Annotated in this window: 12 protein-coding genes; 8 read left to right on the plus strand and 4 right to left on the minus strand. The window is 72.5% G+C overall.

All coding sequences use genetic code 11. The features are described 5' to 3' along the window. Positions 1–77 precede the first annotated feature (77 nt). The 5 genes from ACMW4R_RS02545 (at position 78) to ppsA (ending at position 9924) form a co-directional block, all read left to right on the plus strand. Positions 78–5528: a DUF6531 domain-containing protein gene (locus ACMW4R_RS02545; RefSeq protein ID WP_418299047.1), complete on the plus strand. Its 5451-nt coding sequence runs from the start codon at positions 78–80 to the stop codon at positions 5526–5528. Then, entirely contained in the window at positions 5525–5917 is a 393-nt protein-coding gene (locus tag ACMW4R_RS02550; protein WP_418299048.1) for a hypothetical protein, read from the plus strand. Before ACMW4R_RS02545 ends, ACMW4R_RS02550 begins: the two co-directional genes overlap by 4 nt. Positions 5918–5920: 3 nt before the next feature. Beyond that, positions 5921–6508 carry a hypothetical protein gene (locus tag ACMW4R_RS02555; RefSeq protein WP_418299049.1) on the plus strand — a complete coding sequence of 196 codons (588 nt, stop codon included), beginning with the start codon at positions 5921–5923 and terminating at the stop codon, positions 6506–6508. Between the two features lie 150 nt (positions 6509–6658). After that, on the plus strand, positions 6659–7501 hold the full coding sequence (locus ACMW4R_RS02560) for a pyruvate, water dikinase regulatory protein (RefSeq protein ID WP_058614990.1): 843 nt from the start codon (positions 6659–6661) through the stop codon (positions 7499–7501). After that, positions 7498–9924, plus strand: a complete 2427-nt coding sequence (ppsA, locus tag ACMW4R_RS02565) for a phosphoenolpyruvate synthase (RefSeq protein ID WP_418299050.1) — start codon at positions 7498–7500, stop codon at positions 9922–9924. The genes ACMW4R_RS02560 and ppsA overlap by 4 nt, the downstream gene beginning before the upstream one ends. 9 nt (positions 9925–9933) lie before the next feature. Here the strand turns inward: ppsA and ACMW4R_RS02570 are convergent, their stop codons facing one another. The 4 genes from ACMW4R_RS02570 to ACMW4R_RS02585 all read right to left on the minus strand — a co-directional run bounded on the left by ACMW4R_RS02570 (position 9934) and on the right by ACMW4R_RS02585 (position 16977). Beyond that, positions 9934–11130, minus strand: a complete 1197-nt coding sequence (locus tag ACMW4R_RS02570) for a hypothetical protein (RefSeq protein WP_418299051.1) — start codon at positions 11128–11130, stop codon at positions 9934–9936. Then, a complete protein-coding gene (locus tag ACMW4R_RS02575; RefSeq protein WP_418299052.1) occupies positions 11123–13333 on the minus strand; it encodes a YcaO-like family protein in 2211 nt (736 codons plus the stop codon). The genes ACMW4R_RS02570 and ACMW4R_RS02575 overlap by 8 nt, the downstream gene beginning before the upstream one ends. A 192-nt stretch (positions 13334–13525) precedes the next feature. After that, positions 13526–15283: an amino acid ABC transporter ATP-binding/permease protein gene (locus ACMW4R_RS02580; protein ID WP_418299053.1), complete on the minus strand. Its 1758-nt coding sequence runs from the start codon at positions 15281–15283 to the stop codon at positions 13526–13528. Continuing rightward, the gene (locus tag ACMW4R_RS02585; RefSeq protein WP_418299054.1) at positions 15280–16977 is read right to left on the minus strand and encodes an ATP-binding cassette domain-containing protein; all 1698 of its coding nucleotides are present in this window, start codon (positions 16975–16977) and stop codon (positions 15280–15282) included. Before ACMW4R_RS02585 ends, ACMW4R_RS02580 begins: the two co-directional genes overlap by 4 nt. A gap of 37 nt (positions 16978–17014) precedes the next feature. Here ACMW4R_RS02585 and ACMW4R_RS02590 point away from each other — a divergent pair, with 37 nt between their 5' ends. From ACMW4R_RS02590 to ACMW4R_RS02600, 3 genes are read left to right on the plus strand one after another with little or no spacing between them, the layout of a single operon-like run. Then, positions 17015–18094, plus strand: a complete 1080-nt coding sequence (locus ACMW4R_RS02590) for a FecCD family ABC transporter permease (RefSeq protein WP_418299055.1) — start codon at positions 17015–17017, stop codon at positions 18092–18094. A 23-nt stretch (positions 18095–18117) separates the two neighbouring features. Continuing rightward, entirely contained in the window at positions 18118–19089 is a 972-nt protein-coding gene (locus ACMW4R_RS02595) for an ABC transporter substrate-binding protein (RefSeq protein WP_418299056.1), read from the plus strand. Beyond that, a complete protein-coding gene (locus tag ACMW4R_RS02600) occupies positions 19082–19879 on the plus strand; it encodes an ABC transporter ATP-binding protein (protein WP_418299057.1) in 798 nt (265 codons plus the stop codon). Before ACMW4R_RS02595 ends, ACMW4R_RS02600 begins: the two co-directional genes overlap by 8 nt. Positions 19880–19941: the final 62 nt, after the last annotated feature.

The following is a 19941-nucleotide window of genomic DNA, read 5'->3' on the forward strand; positions in this document are numbered from 1 at the left end:
GAAAAAGGGAGGCGAGTTATCCTTTCTGTCGCCGTGAGCGGTCGGTGGGTGACCGCGGGACGACTGGGGGGTTCTCTGTGGCTGATGTCGATCTCGAGGTGTATGGGGCACCTGATCTGACGTACGACTTCGGGCGGGCGGACGCTGTCGCGTCGGCGGCGAATGCGGCCGCGAACCACATCGAAGATCAAACGGCGTCGCGGATCTCGTACGCCGCGACGGCGCGGACCGATTTCTCGGGCTACTTCTCCGAGCTGTTCAACGCGAACGCCGACATCGCGGCGAGCGACGCCCGCGAGCTGGTCTACCGGCTGCGCGACGTGGCGTCGTTCATGGGGCGGCTGAGCGATGCGGCGCGCGAGGAGAACGCTCGCCGCAAGCGGGCGCGGGAGTGGCGCGACCGCGTCGAGGCGCGTCGAGCGAACTGGCTGGAAGCGACGTGGGACGACATCTTCGGTGAGGAGGCGCCGCCGTCCGACGGCCCCATCGACCCGCCCGTCTTCCAGGCCACGACGCTGACCTCGTCGCCGCGCCAGACACCGGCACCGGGCAGCGGAGGCGGGGGCGGCGGCACCTCTTCGGCGCGTCCCGAGAACCTCCGGTCGTTCGCCAACGGCACCGCGGAGTTGGACGCGGGCCTGTCGGCGCACCCGGGGCGCCTGTCGGAGTGGACCGGCGACTTCATGGCGACGTGCGATTTCGGGGGCATCGACGTGAGCCCGGTCGTCGCGGGGTTCCGTGCGTGGCTCGACGCGAATGCGAATGACACGGCGTGGGCGAACACGATCGCGCAGGCGTTCGAGGACGCCGGGACGAACGGGGGGATCGGGACGGTGTCGGATGCCGCGTTGGCGGCGTCGCTGGCGGCGGCGGGGGTGTCCGCGACCCGTCAGGATCTGACCATCGACCCCCCGACGGCGTGGGGTGGGGCCCCGACGACGGGGTTCGTGAACGACCCGGTCAACTCCGCCACGGGAAATTTCCTCGAGCCGGAGAACGATCTCCCGTTCCCCGCGGCGACAGCGCTGCTGTCGCTGACGCGGATGTACAACTCCCTCAACGACGGGGCCGGGGTGTTCGGCCTCGGGTGGTCGTCGATCCTCGACACCACCCTGCTGCTCGGCGAGGACGACGCCCGGTTCGTGATGGCCGACGGGCGGCAGATCGTCTTCGGCCGGGACGGGCGCGACTGGGCCCGGGGGACCGGGGAGAACTACTGGCTCAACCGCGCCAGCGCGGAAGACCTCGCCGCGCGCGGGTTGACCGTGTCCGAGGGCCTGCTCGTGACGGACAACGCCGGGGCCTGGTGGGCGTTCACCACCGGCGGCGACTGGGTCGGCGCCGGCGCCGGAGCAGGCAACGTCGTCACCGTCCACCGGGATGCCGCCGGCGCGATCGTCGCCCTGGAGCACTCCCGCAACCGCCGCATCGACGTCGACTACGTCGACGGGCTGGTGGCATCCGTCACCTCCTCCGACGGGCGCCGCGTCGAATACCTCTACGACGACGACCACCGCCTCACCGCGGTCACCGGCCCCGCCGGGACGCGCACGTACCGGTGGAACGACGACGACCTCATCGACCAGGTCACCGCCGCGACCGGTGTGATCGAGTGCGCGAACGTGTACGACACGCAGCGGCGCGTGCGGGAGCAGGTCACGGAGTTCGGGCGTCACACCCGCTTCACCTACCTCTCCGGCCGCGTCACCGAGGTCGCCGACGCCGACGGGTCGAACGCGAACACGTGGATCGCCGACCGCAAGGGCCGCCTCGTCGGCATCATCGACACCGACGGCAACCGCCAGTCGATGGCCTACGACCCCACCGGCAACCTCGTCTCGGTCACCGACCGCGAAGGACGCATCACCGTCCACGCCTACGACACCCGCGGACGCAAGACCCGCACCGTCACCCCCGACGGCGCCGACATCACCTACGGGTACGACGACCACGACCGCGTCACCACCGTCGTCACCGCCGACGGCGGCATCGTCACCTACGACTACCCCACCGACCAGGAACGAAACCCCTCCCGCATCACCGACCCTGCCGGCGGCGTCACCGAACTCGACTGGGAGAACGGACTGCTCCGCCGCGCCCGCGACCCCGAGGGCGTGATCCTCCGCTTCGAGTACGACGCGCACGGGGAACTGGTCGCCACGCGGAACGCTGACGGTGCCACCGCGCGGCTCGTTCGTGACGGCGCGGGGCGCGTCACCCAGGCGATCACCCCGCTGGGCGCGATCACGCGCTACACCTACAGCTCCGAGGGTTCCCTGCTCAGCCGGGAGGACCCGGACGGCGCGATCTGGCGCTACGAACACGGACCCGGCGGGGTCGTCACCGCGATCATCGACCCCCTTGGCGCCCGCACCGAACTGGAGTACGGCCCCCACGGGCAGCTCACCCGCACCACCGACCCCCTTGGCCGGGTGATCGACCGAGCGTTCGACCAGTTCGGCAACGTCACCGGGGTGACCCTGCCGGATGGCGCCGCATGGGGCTTCACCCACGACGCCCTCTCCCGCCTGAGGGAGATCACCGACCCCGCCGGCGGGGTATGGACCCGCGAGTACGACGCCGCCGGCGAGCTCACCCGCATCACCGACCCGACCGGCGTGCACACCGACCTCACACGCGCGGACGAAACCGTGACCGTCCGCACCGCCTTCGCCGAGGCGTCGGTCCGGTACGACCAGTACGGGCGCCCCGAACGAGTCGAAGATGCCGCGGGCGACGCATCGCTGATCACCTACGACGCGTGCGGACGGCCCGTCGAGCTCCTCGACGCGGACGGCGGCCTCACCCGCATCGAACGCGACCTGGCCGGCCGCGTCACCGCGATCACGACCCCCGCGGGTCGCGCGACCCGCTACGAGTACGACCACTGCGGGCGCCCTGTCGCGGCCGTCGACGGCAACGACGCGCGCACCACCCTCGAATACGATGCCGATTCCCGCATCGTCGCCCGCATCCTCCCCACCGGAGAACGCGCCGAAACGACCTACGACGAGGTCGGACGCGTGGTTCGTCTCGACACCCCCGGCATGGGCGTCACGCGGCTCGGCTATGACAGAGCGGGGCGCCTGACCTTCGCGCAGGACGCGCGCTACGGCATCCGTCGCTTCTCGTACGACGCCGCCGGCCAGCTCGTCGCCGCGACCAACGGCATCGGCGGCGTCACCCGCTACGACTACGACGAGAGAGGACGGCTGACCTCGATCACCGACCCTCTCGGCGCGGTGACGACGCGGACGTACACGCCACTCGACAGGGTCGCATCGCAGACCGACGCGCTCGGGCGCACCACCACGGCCCGGTATGACGCGGCCGGTCGTCAGATCGCGCAGATCACCCCCGACGGGACGACCTTCGAACTCCACTACGACGAAGCGGGGATGGCATCCGGTCTCTCCGTCGACGGTCGACGGCTCACCGAGATCGACCGCGACTCTCGCGCGCGCACCATGACGATCGCCGACCACACCGGCGATGAGACCGTGACCCACACCCTGCGGTTCACGCGCCTCGACCAGCTCGCGGAGCAGACGAGCGGCGACCGCTCACTGCGTTGGGAGTACGACGCCGACGGCGCTCGCACGCGCCTCATCACTCCCGACGGTGTGACGGTCGATTACACGAGGGATGCCGCCGGGCATCTCACCCGCATCGACCACTCCCGCCTCGGCGCAGTGCACTACACGCGCGACGCGTTCGGCCGGATCCTCGAGTCGCGCGCGGGTGACAGCCTCCAGGCGTGGGAGTACGACAACGGCTTCCCCGTGACCCACACGCGGACGGATGCCACGGGCGCCACCGTCACGCGCATCGAGCGCGACCACTCGGGTCGGATCCTCGCGGTCACGGATGCCACGGGCACCACGCGCTACCTGCACGACGACGCGGCACAGCTGGTCTCGGCCGTGGACGCGGACGGCGAGACCCTCTGGCGGTACGACGCCGCCGGCCGCCTCGTGAGCGAGACGACCCGCCACGGCGAGCGCGTGTCGGCGTACGACGGGGCCGGACAGCTCGTGTCGGTGACCGACGCGGACGGTGAGACGACCTTCTCCTACGACCCCCGCGGGCGTCGCGTGCGCGAGGTCGCTCCCGACCACGAGACGGCGTACGCGTGGGAGGAACGCGGCTGGCTGCGGAGCGTGACCGAACGCCGCGCTGACAGCGAGGAGCGTCAGACCTCGCTCCACGTCGATGCGCTCGGCGATCTCGTCGAGGTCGACGGCATCCGGCTGCTCTGGGACACCGCCGACGGTGTGCCCCGAGCGCTGCGGGTCGGATCGACCGATGTCTTCCGTGCGCCCGGCGCCCTCGCGGGCATCGACGGCGAGTGGGTCGTCGGCGGGTGGCGCGACGCGCGCTCCGCGGCGGCGGACGAGCCGTGGGCCGCTCTGCGCGCCGTCCAGTCGCTGGGCGGCGGCGCGGTCTCGATCACCCCGAGCGGAGACCTGGCGATCGCCGGGCTCGAGTGGATGGGGGCGCGCGCCTACGATCCGTCGACGCGCGGCTTCCTCACCACCGACCCGCTCGAGGCGCCCATCGGCGCGGTGTGGGGCACCAACCCGTACTCGTTCGCGGGCAACGATCCCTTGCACGCCACCGACCCGCTGGGCCTGCGGCCGGTGACGGATGCCGAGCTCACGGCGTACGCCGAGGCGCACCAGGGGGCGCTGGCCGATGCGGGCGCCGCTTTCGGCGACTGGTGGGACCAGTACGGCGACTGGGTGATCGGCGGCGTGATGCTCGTCGGCGGGATCGCGCTCATGGCGACCGGCTTCGGCGGCCCGATCGGAGCGGTACTGGCGGGTGCGGCCGTGTCGGGCGGCATCTCCGCCATCTCGCAGAAGACCACCACAGGCGAGGTCGACTGGGGCAAGGTTGGTCTGGACGCTGCAGTCGGCGGCATCGCCGGCGGGGCGGGATCCGTCGCCGCAACGGCGCTCGCCCGCGGTGCGCAAGTCGCGCGAGGAGCGGTCCTGACGGGGAACGCCTCCCGGGGCGCACAATTTGCCTACAATGCGCTGGGCAAAGGCATCCCGGGCAACGGTGGATTAGCTGCAAGCGTAGGTGAAGCGTTGGGGAACAACGGCATCCGCGCCGCCGTCAGCGGGTCGGTCAGCGGGGCTGCCGGGAACATAGCCGACTACTCGTTGAACGGGGAGAACCAGACGATCGAAGGCTACATACAGGCGACGGGAACGGGCCTTTTGATCGGCGGCGGCGGATCCGTCCTCACGCAGGGGCTCGGGAGAATCACGTCTAACCTCGTCGGCTCGGAACTCACGCCGAACCTGGTCGCGAGGGTGTCGGACAGCGCACACGCCGGCGCGCCGGTCAACTTCGGGCAGGTCATCACACAACACGGCATCAACCACGTCGGCGGAGGGCTTCTCAACCTGGCCAATACAGCGGTACAACCGGGAGGGGTCGGCGACAAGAGCCTGTCCGATAGCTTCTGGCAAGGATTCATCAACGGCGGAACTGGCCCGACGACGAGCCTGCGATCATGAGCGAGCTACACCCCAGAAAGCGGCCTTCCTTGAAGCTGGTCGCCTTGTTGACGGTCTTTGCCCTGATGATCCTCGCGGCGGTGGGCGTCATCCTCATCCCGCAATGGGACAACATCGGGATCGAAGGGCGCGAGTGCACGGTGACCGGTGCACAGGCGGCGTCTTCGGGAGGCGGACGCAGCCCGACCCTCCCGATCGTCCGCATCGAGACGAGCGACTGCGGGGCCCTGGCGTGGCAGGAGGGGGTCACTTTCGACAACAATGCCGAGGTCGCCGAGACGTTCACCCCGGGGGTCTACGTGATCCGGATGGGATGGTTCTCCCGCGTCGTGATGCCGCTCCTGCCGGACGGCCTGCCGACGGTGAAAAGCTACGAAAAAGAAGGCTGAACCATGAACACCTCCATTACCCTGGTGAGCGTCGGCGTCGCCATCGCGGCGATGGTCATCGTGACCGTCGCGGTCTCAGCCGGAGTGCGCCGCTCGCCCTCGACGGCCACCTATCGGGCGACCAAAGCCGACGTCCTCTTCGTCGTCTCGACCCGCAAGTGGCAGCGGGTCATGGTGCGGACCCTCGGGATCGTCGTCTTCGCCCTCGGGCTGCTGCTGTCTCTGGTCGCCGCCACGCGCCCGTCTTCGCCGCTCTCCATGGGCATCGCCGGGGTCGCCATGGTCATCGGGGGCGGGGCCTTCATCCTGCTCGCCCGGGGGATGGCCCGACTGCGACTCGAGGTGACCCCCGACACCATCTGGGCGTTCCCGATGGTCGCGGCACCCCGCGAAGTACCCCTCGCCGAGCTCACCGCGCTCGCCCCGCACATCGGCAACAACTACGGCGGCGTCGTCGGCAAGAGCGGGTCGAAGACCCGCTTCGCCGCCAACCGGCTGATGCTCGGGTATCCCCAGCTCATCCAGCACCTCCGCCAGTACCGGCCCGACCTCACGATCCCCGACGCCTCCCGCCCGCTGCAAGAGGCGTGAACGAGGAGTCGGGCGGTCGAACGGATGCGCTAGCTGCCGCGGCTTATCTCCTCGTCAAGAACGCACCTTCTTAAGCACAAAGAGTCCGGAAAGTACGGGGGAAACTCCCTAGCGTCGTCGCATGGCCCACCCCACGACGCCGCGGACACCGTGCTGAGCGCCGCCACGCGCGCGGTGTTCTTCGTGTCCGACAGCACGGGGATCACCGCCGAGACCCTCGGCAACGCGCTCCTCGCCAACTTCCCCGCCGCCCACTTCGATCGCCACACCATCCCCTTCGTCGGGACGGTGACGCCCGTGTCGACGGTCGCCGCGGCGCTGCAGAGCGCGACGACGCCGGAGGCCGCACCGATCGTCTTCGCGACGGTGAAGGATGCCGGCATCCGGGCCGTGATCGCCGGCTCCGCGGCGGTGGTCATCGACCTCCTCGCGGGGCACCTGACCGAGCTCGAGGCCGCGCTCGACACGCCCGCCGAGCAGCGCTCGGGGCAGTACCACGGGCTCGGCGACCTCGAACGGTACTTCGCGCGCATGCGCGCGGTCGAGTTCGCGATCGAGCACGACGACGGCCAGAGCGGACGCGCGCTCGACACCGCGGACGTCATCATCGTCGCGCCCTCCCGGTGCGGGAAGACGCCGACCACGATGTACCTCGCCCTGCACTACGGGCTCCTCGTGGCGAACTACCCGCTCACCGACGACGACTTCCCCACCGACGGGCTCCCCCGCATCGTCGCGCCGCACGCCGATCGCTGCTTCGGGCTCACCACCACCGCCCTCCGGCTCAGCCAGGTGCGACACGAGCGCCGCCCGAACTCGACGTACTCCAGCCTCGCCCAGTGCACCCTCGAGATCCGCCGGGCCGAAGACCTCTATCGCCGCACCCGTGTTCCGTTCCTCAGCTCCGCGACCCGGAGCGTCGAGGAGATGTCCGCCGTGATCCTGCAGTCGATGAAGCTGCGGGACCGACCCCACGAAAGGCCCACACCATGACCAACATCCTTCGTTTCGACGAGATCGGCATGAGCGATCTCGCGCAGGTCGGCGGCAAGAACGCCTCCCTCGGCGAGATGGTGTCGCACCTGGCATCCGCCGACGTCCGCGTGCCGCCCGGGTTCGCCACCACCTCGGACGCGTTCGGACGCTTCCTCGCCGAGGGCGGACTCGACGAGCACATCCGCGCGGCCGTCGAGGGCATCGACATCGACGACGTCGCCGCGCTGAGCCAGCTGGGCGCCCGGGTGCGCGCCTGGATCGAGGAACAACCGTTCCCCGCCGACCTCGAGGCCGACATCCGCACCGCCTACGCGGCGCTCGTCGGCAACGAAGCGGATCCGGATGCCGTCACCTGGGCCGTCCGCTCGAGCGCGACCGCCGAGGATCTCCCCGACGCCTCGTTCGCCGGGCAGCAGGAGACGTTCCTCAACATCGGCGGGATCGAGAACATCCTGCAGGCGATCCGCCGCGTGTTCGCCTCGCTCTACAACGACCGCGCGATCGCGTACCGCGCGCACCACGGCTTCGACCACCACGAGGTCGCGCTCTCGGCCGGGGTGCAGCGCATGGTGCGTTCCGACATCGGCGCCTCGGGGGTCATGTTCACCCTCGACACCGAGTCGGGGTTCGAGGACGCCGTGTTCGTCACGAGCTCCTACGGCCTCGGCGAAGCGGTCGTACAGGGCGCGGTGAACCCCGACGAGTTCTACGTGTACAAGCCCGCCCTCCGCGCCGGGCGTCCGGCGATCCTCAAGCGGTCGGTCGGTGAGAAGGCCATCGCGATGCGCTACACCGACGGCATCCATGTCGACGGCAGCACGGCCTTCGTCGAAGTGGACGCCGCCGACCGGACGCGGTTCTCCCTCACCGATGCGGAGGTCGAGGAGCTCGGCCGCATCGCGCTGGTCATCGAGGAGCACTACGGGCGCCCGATGGACATCGAGTGGGGCAAGGACGGCGTCGACGGACGCCTGTACGTGCTGCAGGCCCGACCCGAGACGGTCGTCTCGCGCCAGTCGGCCAACGTGCTGCGCCGCTTCGTGCTCGCCGAGCGCGGACCGGTCCTGCTCGAGGGCCGGGCGATCGGTCAGCGCATCGGCGCGGGACGCGTGCGCGTGCTCACCTCGATCGACCAGATGGCCGACTTCGCGCACGGCGATGTGCTCGTCGCGGACATGACCGACCCCGACTGGGAGCCGATCATGAAGCGCGCCTCGGCGATCGTGACCGACCGCGGCGGCCGGACGTGCCACGCGGCGATCATCGCCCGCGAGCTGGGCATCCCCGCCGTCGTCGGCACGGGTGTCGCCACTCGCGCGCTCACCGACGGGCAGGAGGTCACGGTCTCGTGCGCCGAGGGCGACGACGGCCTCGTGTACGGCGGCATCCTGCCCTTCGTCGAAGAGCAGACCGAACTGGACCGGATGCCGGAACCCCCCGCCAAGATCATGATGAACGTCGGCACCCCCGACCAGGCCTTCGCCTTCTCGCGCCTGCCGAACGCGGGCGTGGGGCTCGCGCGGCTCGAGTTCATCATCAACCGACAGATCGGGATCCACCCGCGCGCGCTGCTGGAGCTCGACGCGCTCGACGGCGAGCTCGCGGACGACATCCGCGCGCGCGTGGCCGCCTACCCGTCGCCGGAGGAGTACTTCATCCAGCGCGTGGCCGAGGGCGTCTCGATGATCGCGGCGGCTTTCGCCCCCGAGCCGGTGATCGTGCGCCTGTCGGACTTCAAGTCGAACGAGTACGCCAACCTCATCGGCGGTCCGCTCTACGAGCCGCACGAGGAGAACCCGATGCTCGGCTACCGTGGGGCGGCCCGGTACGTGTCGCCCGAGTTCCGCGCCTGCTTCGACATGGAGTGCGAAGCCCTGCGGCGCGTGCGCGACGACATGGGGCTCACGAACGTGCAGATCATGGTGCCGTTCGTCCGCACCGTCGGTGAGGCCGCCGCCGTCATCGACCTGCTCGCGACCAACGGCCTGCGCCGTGGAGAGAACGGTCTCAAGGTCGTGATGATGTGCGAGCTCCCCGCGAACGCCATCCTCGCCGAGCAGTTCCTCGAGCACTTCGACGGTTTCTCGATCGGCTCGAACGACATGACCCAGCTGACCCTCGGGCTCGATCGCGACTCGGCGCTCATGGCATCCGCCTTCGACGAGCGCGACCCGGCGGTCCGTCACCTGCTCGGGATGGCGATCGACGCGTGCCGGCGCCAGGGCAAGTACGTCGGGATCTGCGGGCAGGGGCCCTCGGACCACCCCGACTTCGCCGAGTGGCTCGTGGCCCGTGGCATCCAGTCGCTGTCTCTCAACCCCGACACGGTGGTCGAGACGTGGCTCGCGCTGGCCGCGAACGAACGCCCGAAGGGGCAGGTGCTGACGGAGGCGCAGCTGGGGGCGCCGCGGCGCGACTGAGCGCGCGACTCACCACCCCGGGAACGGGTTCTGCGCGGTGGCCGCCGCCGTCACGGGGTTCGCCCCGGGGCGGCGTGCGGCCGCCTCGACCGACGCGGGATCGAGCCGGAACGCCGCCAGCGGCAGGGGGATCGCGTCGGGGCGGAGCACCCTCACGACGCGGCCGTCGGGGGCGAGGTCGACCGTCCAGGTCTCGGCGGCGACGCTCACCGCGGGAGGACCCGGGCGGAGGTCGTCGAGGCGTCCGCGCAGGGCGGTCCGCACGCGCGGGTCGAGGGCGAGCTGCACGTGCGCGAGAGGGTCGAGCAGGCGTCGGCGTGCGCGCGGGTCGGCGGGGGCGTAGCGGCGGTCCGGGCGGTGGGGGACGACACCCGGCACCCCGAGCGCGTGCAGGTCGGAGCCCGGGTCGTCGAGCGACCGGGCCAAGACGAGCTGCCACAGCGCCCGGGCGATCGCGGCGCGCTGACCGGACGCGTCGAGTCCGTATCCGCCGCCGACGGTCAGAATGCGCCCGTCGTCGACCGCGGCCAGCGTGACCGGGCCGAGTACCCCGCGATCGAGGCGGCGGAGGGTCAGCTCGACGTCGGCGTCGGCCCACAGCTCCCGCACCCGCGCGACCGGATCGAGGGATGCCGCGGGCGCGAGGCCCGTCCACCAGCACCACAGCGCGTCCTCGACGACGACCGTCCTCCCCGCCTGAGCCCGCGCATCGTCGGGGTCGGCCCCCGCGCCGAAGCCGCCCAGCAGCGGTGGGTGCGTGAGCGGCTCGTCGGGGCGTGCGTCACCGGGGCGGGCCACGGCGGCGGTGTACGGCATCCATCCCTCCACGCTCCCGCGGCGAGCGCGCACCCACCGGCGTTCGACGAGGTCGTCGTCGGGCGCGAGCGGGAAGCCCGGCATCGCGCGCTCGGTCGGATCGACCCAGCCGAGATCCGATGCGCGGAGGACGGGCGAACCCTCGGCGGCGAGGTCGCGGGCCGAGGCGCGACGGACCTCGAGCTGTCCGTGATCGGCCGACCACCAGTGGCGGCGGACGGCGGCGTCGATCGCGTCGGGATCGGCCTCGGGGGCGAGGTCGACGACGACCGCGTGCGCGTCGACACCGGGTGCTCCGGGCATCGCGACCTGGAGGTGCTGGAAAGCCGAGGGGAACGGGGCGGGATGCCGGACCCGCACCGGCCGGGCGGTCAGCGCCGGCTCAGGCATGCGGCAGCGGGAAGAGGTTGATCTCGTCCTCCGGGAGGGGGGTCTCGCGCCAGCCCAGCTCGACCGCGATGCGCTGGACGCGTCCGTGACCGAGGAAGGGGAACGCCGCGGGCGCGTTGCCGATCGTGCCCGGGGCGACGACGCGCACGACCGTGAGCCCGGCGCTGCGGATGTCGGGGGTCGTGATGTCGACCACGATGGGCTCGACGTCGGCGCGTTCGAGGGCGGCGATCATCGCGACGCGGGAGCGCTCCGGCATCCGGGGCACGCTGTCGATCGGTCTCCCGGAAGCGGGGCGCAGGAGACGCTCCATGCGTTCTCCGGCGCGGGGGTCGAGGTACACCTGCTGCTGGACCATGAGGTCATCGCAGTCGTGCATGTCGGGACGGAAGTCGTCGAGGTAGCGACGGTCGGCCCGCCAGGGCTTGAACGCGCGGCCGTTGAGCTCGCCCTCCGTCATGACGCGCCAGTGCAGGCCGTCGGCGTGCAGCAGATCGCGCGAGCCCTCCTGCAGGGTGTAGGCCTCGGTCAGGGCCTTGGACGCCGCAGAGGCGAAGTCGGGGCGCGCGGAGAACCCGACGTTCACCAGCTGATCGTCGTCATCGTGCAGGATCGCGGCCGCCACCGGGACGGCGAACTCGTTGTCGAGCTGCACGAACGACACCCGCGAGCGCTCGGCGACCGCGGGGGCGCTCACCCCCTCGACGCGGGGCAGGGGCTGCGCGTTCAGCCACCACACCATCGTCGCGTGACGCTCGACGACCTCTTCGATCGCGCTCGTGACCGCGAACTCCTCGCTGGGACCGGCGGCGATGCCCGCGAAGGCGCAGAAGTTCGTCGGCGGCGCGGCGGCCACGTCGGCCGAATACCAGTTGACGTAGACGAGGGATGCCGGCACCCAGATCTCGCGGCCGGTCACCGCAGAGCGTCCCGGCACCCAGTGCACGGGGAGGTCGGCATCCAGAGGGACGAAGGGGAATCCGGGGGCGGCGTACTGCGCGTCACTGTAGAGGACGAGCCGGCGGGGATCGAGCGCGGGCACGCCCGCCCGACGCAGCTGCGCGAAGGAGCCGTGCCGCACGGGCAGGGTGTCGAGGATGTTGCCGCAGTACCGCTCCACCGACTCCCCGACCGCGGCCGCCTGGGCGGATGCCGCGTCGTCGAACGCCGACCCCTGGCACAGCACGTTGTTGGCCCACGACGTCACCGCACGGATGTCGGCGACGTCGGCCTGGCGAGTGACGAGACCGGCGGGAACCCGTGCGTGGTGGCGGACGTCCCGGACGCGGGTGATGACGCCGGCGCGCTCGTCGACGAGGTCGAGCGCGGTGTGCCGGCGGTGTCGCGTGCGCCGGTGCGGCAGCGGGAGCACGGGGTGCGACACGTGGCGCACCTTCCCGTCCTCCAGCCACAGCTCGTGCAGGAGGTCGCCCGGCGCCTCGGTGAGCCCCTCGCGCGCGACCGTCTCCGCGGCGACGGCGACCAGTTCCCACATCGCGTCGAGCAGATCGGGCAGGTCCGCGGCATCCGGCCCCTGATCCCCACCGACGGCCGGACTCCGCAGCGCCCGGTGGACGGTGGCGTTGCGGGCGGATGCCAGACGGCGGGCTGCTGCGTCTTCGTACGACGCCCCGACCCCCGGCGTGACGAGGGGGCCGACCCACAGCCGACCGCGGGAGAGCTCGACGGCCAGCCACGGCACGCGGAGGTCGTGGCAGATGCGGTCCAGGTCGATGAACTCGCGCTCGCGGCCGCCGCGCAGGGCGACGACGAGGAGGCGGTCGGCCGAGAAGGCCGTCGTCGCGACGGTGCGCGGCGGGCCGACCGGCGCGGGGAGCACGTCGTCATCGGCGCGCAACCGCGCTCGGGCGGCGGCGACCACGTCATCGTCGCCGGCGAGCACGGCGCGGACCGCGGGACCCGCGTCGGGTCGCGGGGCCGGGGCGATCACGGCCGGCGAAGAGACCGCGGCGGCGGCGAGCAGCGGCCGCAGGGCAGCGGCCGCCTCGGCGAACTCGACGCCGACCAGATCGTCGCGCCTCTCGTGCCACGCCCAGAGGAGGACCTGGACGACGGCGGCGGGAACGTCGACGATGTGGTGCTGCTCACCGACGGTGACGAGGCTGCGGCGCTCGTCGAGCGGACGGATCTCGACACCGGTGCGCGCGGGGCGGGCGTCGAGCACGAGCGGGGTGGGCGTCATCGGGGGTCTCCTCATGAGAGCGGGTGGAAGCGGGCACGCGCGGGCCCGGCCGAAGCCGAGCCCGCGCGCGGAGAGGTCAGGACCAGGCGAACGAGGTCGCCACGTGACCGTGGTGGTTGGAGTTGGGAGCGAGCACCGTTTCGGCGGCGCGCTGCTCCTCGACGGCGACGATCGTGATCTGCGACATGGACATCACCTCCTCTCGAGGTCGGGGATTTCGGACAGGGCTTCGGGGGACGGGTCGGCGCCTTCGACGACCGAGCGATACCGGGCCGATCGCGCGACCAGCTCGTCATGCGGGCCGGTGTCGACGACGCGTCCGCTCTCGACGAAGACGACGCGGTCCATCGCGCGCATGAGGGTCGGGCGGTGGGTGATGGCCACGGTCGTGCGTCCCGCGCGCGCGGCCGTGAGGGCGGCGAGGAACTCCGCCTCCGTGCGGGTGTCGAGGCTCGCGGTCGGTTCATCGAGGACCAGCACGGACGGGTCGCGCAGGAGAGCGCGAGCGAGCCCCAGGCGCTGCCGCTCCCCGCCGGACCACGTCGTCCCGCGCTCGGCGAGCAGGGTGTCGATGCCGTCGGGAAGGGCGCGCACGTGCGCGGCGAGGCGCGCGCGCTCCAGCGCGGCCCAGACGGCCTCGTCAGCGGCATCCGGAGCCAGGAGGTTCTCGCGGACCGTGGCCCGGAAGACGTGCGGCTGCTGGGGTAGGAGCACGAGCCTCCGGCGCGTCTCGGCACCCGATTCGCTCGCGCAGTCCGCGCCGTCGACCGAGAGGTCGCCGTCGACGGCGAGGAGGCGGGCGAGGGCGAGCGCCAGGGTCGTCTTGCCCGCGCCGCTCGCGCCCACCACCGCGACGTGCTCGCCCGGGGCGATGTCGAGGTCGACGCCATCGAGCGCGGCGGTCTCCCCTTCGGGGTAGACGGCGCGCAGACCCCGCGCCGCGATCGGGCCGGGGCGCGGCATCGAGCGAGCGCGGACACCCACCGGGTCGACGGGTCGCACGCCCGGTGCGCCCAGCACCTCGGCGACACGACGGGCCGCCTCCGCCGTCTCGCCGATGCGCCCGAGAGCGCCCGCGGCGATCGCGGCCGGCGACAGCGCAGCCGCGGCGAGCACCACGAGCGACGGCGCGAGCGTGGCATCCATTCCCGCCGAGACGGCTACCGAGGCGAGAAGCAGCGTGGTGACCAGCACGACGACGGTCAGGGCATCGGTCAGTGCCTGCTCCAGCCCCGCGCGCAGCGAGAGCCCCCGCCGCGCGCGCTGGACGGCACTCGTCTCGTCGGCCACCGCACGGGCCTCGACCCCGACCCGGCCGAGCAGCACGACGTCGCGCGCACTGGATCGCGCCGCGAGGACCCGGGCCGACAGGCGCGCGAGTGCCGCCCGCAAGGTCCGGCCCTGCTCTGCCGCGCGGCCCGCGAGCAGCAGGGGCACGGCCACGAGGAGCGCCTGCGCGGGGAGGAGGAGAAGCCACAGCGGCCCGAGGAGCACGACGGCGGTGACGTCGATCACGAGGCAGGCGAGGGCGCCCGCCGAGACCTGGGCCACCGTGTGCGCGGCGAACCACTCCAACGACTCCACGTCGCCCATCGCCGCCGCCACCGTGTCGCCCGAACGGCGGCGAGCCAAGCCCACCGGAGCGAGACGCGCGATCGCGCGGTGGACGTCGATGCGGAGGGCGTCGATCACCCGGTAGGCGAGGACGTGCGCGAACCACTGCTCGCCCCACGCGGCCAGACCCGCGGCCACGACCGCCGCGACGACCGCGAGGACGAGGGCGGGTGCCCCCGCCTCCACCGCGAGCGCGGACGCCGCCGAGACCGAGAGCACCGACACCGCGACGGAGGCGAGCATGCCGACGGTGACGACCGCGAACACGCCGAAGAACAGGCCACGCCGTCGCCGCAGGTACGGGACCAGGAGGCCGAGGGGCCGCAGAACGTTCACGCCCGACCTCCCGACACGGCGACGCGCCCCTCCGCCGCGAGCAACGCGGCATAGGCGCCGGCGCGCTCGCGCAGCTCCCCGGGCGTGCCGGTCTCGCTGATGCGTCCGCGCTCGACGACGAGGACCCGGTCGGCGCTCTCGGCCACCGCCAGACGGTGCGTGACCGCGATGAGCGCGTCGTCGGGATGAGCCGCGCGCAGTGCCGCGATCACCCGGGCCTCAGCCGCGGGGTCGAGAGCCGAGGTGGCCTCGTCGAGCACCAGCACGCGCCGGTGCTGCATGTCTCCGCGCGCGATTGCGACGCGCTGGCGCTGCCCGCCCGAGAGCACCGCTCCCCCGTCGCCGAGGGGCGTATCGAGGGCGACCCCCGCACGCGCGGCGACGTCCTCGGCGGCTTCCGCGTCGGCCGGAGCGCCCAGAAGGATCTCCGCGCGGACGTCGGCCGTGAACAGCGCCGGGTCCTGGGCGACGAGGCCCACTCGCGCGCGCAGCTCGTCGGCGCTCATCGCCCGTCCGCCGAGCGAGATCGTGCCGGCCTCGGGCTCGAGCAGTCCCGCCAGCGCGGCCGCGATCGACGACTTGCCCGCCCCCGTGGGTCCGACGACGGCGGTGAGTCCGGCATCCACCCGGAAGGATGCGTCGTCGACGACCGGGGACGGGGAGTTCGGATGCCGCAGCCGCAGGCCCGTGACCTCGAGCGGCAGCGCGACCTCGGCGCGGGCGACGGCCTCCGGATCCCGGCGTCCACGATCGGCCTCGACGAGGTCGAGGACGAGGGGGCCGGAGAAGGTCCCGAGGTAGCCCGCGTGCCAGGCGGCGGCGAGCTCGCGCAGGGGCCGCACGAGCTCGATCGACAGCAACACCGCGGCGAACATCTCGAACGGGCTCAGCTCTCCCCCGCGCACGGCGACCAGGACGAGCACCAGAGCCGGAACCGCGAGCAGTGCGAACTGCGAGAGACCCGATTCCACGAGCGACACGCTGAGCTGGCGAAGCGTCCGCCGCAGGAGGGTGTCGGAGGCCGCGGCGAGCTCGCGTTCGCGACGTTCCTCCTCGCCGAACGCCACGAGGGTGGTCATCCCGTGCATCGAGTCGACGAACTCGGCGTGCAGGTGCTGGTAGGCGTCCCAGTGATCTCCGCCGCGCGCGGCGAGAACGCGATCCCACAGACGCGGGACGAGCGGCAGGAGCGCCGCCGCGGCGATCGCGACGACCCCGATGAGGGGGTCGACCAGCACGAGGCCCGTGCCCACGGCGACGAAGACGACGCCGGTCACCGCCAGTTGCGGCACGTAGGCCGAGAGGTAGGCGTCGAGATTCTCGACACCGTCCGTCACCGTCGCCTGATCCGCGCCGCTTCGCCCCTCGCCCGGCGTCCGGGCTGTGCGGTGGATCAGCGCGGCGACGGCGTGCTCGCGCAGATCGCGTTTGACGGCATCCATCGTCCGGTGTGCGATCACGGCCCGCATCAGGGTCAGTGCGGGCCGTACGAGCAGCACCGCGGCGACGGCGACCAGCATCGGGGCCAGCGAGGGGTCGACGAGGGAGCGCCCGCCGAGCAGGCCCGCGAACAGCTGTGACAGCAGCACCGCCTGGACCGCCCACGTGGCGGAGATCGCCACGCCGACGGCGACGAGCGCGACAAGCGCCCCCGCGTGACCGCGCCACAGGCGGAGAAGACGGAGATGCGTCATGTCAGGGAACCTTATTGAGAATGGTTATCATTAGGCCATGACCGTAGAAGAGCGCGCCGACGACGTCAAGTCGCCGACGGTGCCGTGGCCCCGCCGGCGGGCCGCCGCCGCGATCGTTCTCCTGTGCGCGGCCGTGCCCGTCGTCGTCGTGCTCGGTATCGCCGCCGGCCAGGTCGCGCTCACCCCCGCGGACGTCGTCGACGTGACCTGGCGCGCTCTCACCGGCACGACGGGGACCACGGATGCCGCGCGCCTGGCCGACACCGTCGTCGGGCAACTGCGCGCCCCGCGCGTGCTGCTCGGGTTCTGCGTCGGCGCCATCCTCGCCGCCAGCGGCGCGGCCCTGCAGGCGGTCGTGCGCAACGACCTCGCCGACCCCTACCTGCTCGGCATCACCTCCGGCGCCTCGCTCGGCGCTGCCGCCGTGATCGCCCTCGGAATCGGAGCCTTCGCGGGCGCGATCTCGACCTCGGGAGGCGCGTTCGTCGGGGCGCTGCTCGCGCTCGCGATCGTGCTGGTGCTCGTCGGGCCCCGCCGACGTCTCGGATCGGGTCGGCTGGTGCTCGCCGGACTCGCCGTCGGCTACGCGCTGTCGGCCGTCACGAATCTCATCGTCGTCCTCTCCGACAACCGCGACGCGATCCGAGCGATCACGTTCTGGATGCTGGGGTCGCTCGGCCAGGCTTCGTGGGCCGACCTCCCGCTCGTCGCGCTCGCCCTCGTCGCCGCCGTCGGCGTCCTGACGGTGTGGGGCCGCCGGCTGGACGCCATCGGACTGGGCGACGACGTCGCCCGGAGCCTCGGGAGCGACCCCGACCGGCTCCGTCGCAACGTGGCCGTCGTCACCGCCGTCGCGATCGCGGCCGCGGTGGCGGTCAGCGGGTCCATCGGCTTCGTCGGCCTGGTCGTCCCCCACCTCGCCCGCGGGCTCGTGGGCGCCACGCACCGTGTGCTCCTGCCGACGAGCGCGCTGCTCGGCGGCATCCTCCTCGTCGCCGCGGACACCCTTGCGCGCACCGTGCTCGCTCCGCGCGAGATCCCCCTCGGCATCCTGACCGCCCTGCTCGGCACTCCCCTGCTCCTCCTGCTGATCGCCCGTCGCAGCCGCGACGCGTGACAGCCCCACCCGAAAGGAACCCGATGCGTTCGCGCCCCATCCTCGCCGCCGCCCTCGTCCTGTCCGGAGCCGCGCTCCTCCCCGGCTGCTCGTCCTCAGCCGCCGCGCCGGCGTCGTCCGGCGCCGCCGGTGCGTACCCCGTCACCGTCACGGATTGCGGGACGGACGTCCAGATCGACGCGCGCCCCGAACGGGTGCTCACCGTCGGCACCGCCGCGGTCGAGCTGCTCGACGCCGCGGGGGCCAGCAGCTCGATCACGGCCCGAACGGCCGAGTTCGGAGCGGCCCTGTCGGACTCGATCACCGACCCACCCTCGGACGACCTCATCATCGACCCCGCCGATCCCACGACGGAGACCATCGTGGGAGCCACCCCCGACCTGGTGTTCGGTTACGGGCTCTTCTCGGCAGACCCGGCGCAGGTGAAGGCTGCGGGGATCCCGATCCTGACGGTGCAGGGCGAGTGCGGACACGACGCCAGCACCGACAGCGAGGCGGTGGACCTGCACACCGTCACCGACGACGTGCGGCGCCTGGGCACGGTCTTCGGCACGAGCGACACCGCCGACACCGCCGCCGACGCTCTCGACGCGCGGATCACCGCCGCCACGCGTCCCGCGACGGGCGACTCGGCCGCCTGGGTCTACTACTTCTCGTCGGAGGACCCGATCTCGGCCTACGGCGGAGCGGGTCTTCCGGCGGCCGTCCTCACCGCCGCCGGGCTCGACAACGTCTACGGCGACCAGAGCGACGCGTACCTCACGGTCTCGACCGAGAGCCTCCTCGCCGCGCAGCCGACCTGGATCGTCCTCACGCACGGCCTGTACGGCGAGACCGCGGAGCAGGCGCGCGAGAAGCTGCTCGCCGAGCCCGGGATCGGAGAACTGGATGCCGTCAAGGCCGGTCGTATCGTCATGGTGGGCGCCGACACGTCGAGCCCGTCGCCGGCGGCCGTCGCCGGCCTCGAGGCCATCGCCTCGGGGACACGTGACTGACGGCCCCGTGGCGGACGGCCCCGTGGCGGACGGACCAGCCCTGCTGGAGGCCGAGGACGTCGTCGTCGCGCACGGACGGCGCAGGGTGATCGAGGACCTCTCGTTCACCCTGCGCCGTGGCGAACGCGTCGCTGTCGTCGGCCCCAACGGCGCGGGGAAGACGTCGCTGCTGCGCGCGCTGGCCGGGCTCAGCCGCCCGGCCGGCGGGCGGGTTCGCCTGCACGGGCGCGACCTGCACCGACTGCGGGAGCGGGAGCGCGCACGACACCTCGCCTTCGTCGCCCAGGACGAGCACACCGACCTGCCGTACCGCGCGCGCGACGTGCTCCTTCTGGGACGGTCGGCGGGACGCGGCGACTGGCACCGCTACGACGGCGACGATCACGCCGTCATCGCCGAGGTCGCGGAGCGGTGGGAGCTCACGGGGCTGCTCGACCGCACGCTCGACGCCCTGTCGGGCGGGGAGCGGCGCCGCGTGCTGCTCGCCCGTGCCTTCGCGCAGGACGCCGAAGCGGTGCTGCTCGACGAACCCACGAACCATCTCGACCTCCGACACCAGCACGCGCTGCTCGCGCACCTGCGCGACACCGGCGCCACCGCGGTGCTGACCCTGCACGACCTCGACCTCGCGGCGGCGTACTGCACGCGCGTCCTGCTCCTGCAGCACGGGCGGGTCCTCACCGACGGGGAGCCCGAGGCAGCCCTGTCGGCCACGCGCGTGTCGGAGGTGTACGGGGTGCCCGTCACGGCCGTGCACGTCGGCGGGCGCGCCCGCATCCTCGTGGGGTAGCCACGATCCCTCTCGCGGCGGATGCGGATACGCTCCGGGGCGGACGACACCACAATCCCGCG

The sequence above is a fragment of the Microbacterium sp. S1037 genome (assembly GCF_048381605.1).
Taxonomy (GTDB): Bacteria; Actinomycetota; Actinomycetes; order Actinomycetales; family Microbacteriaceae; genus Microbacterium; species Microbacterium testaceum_B.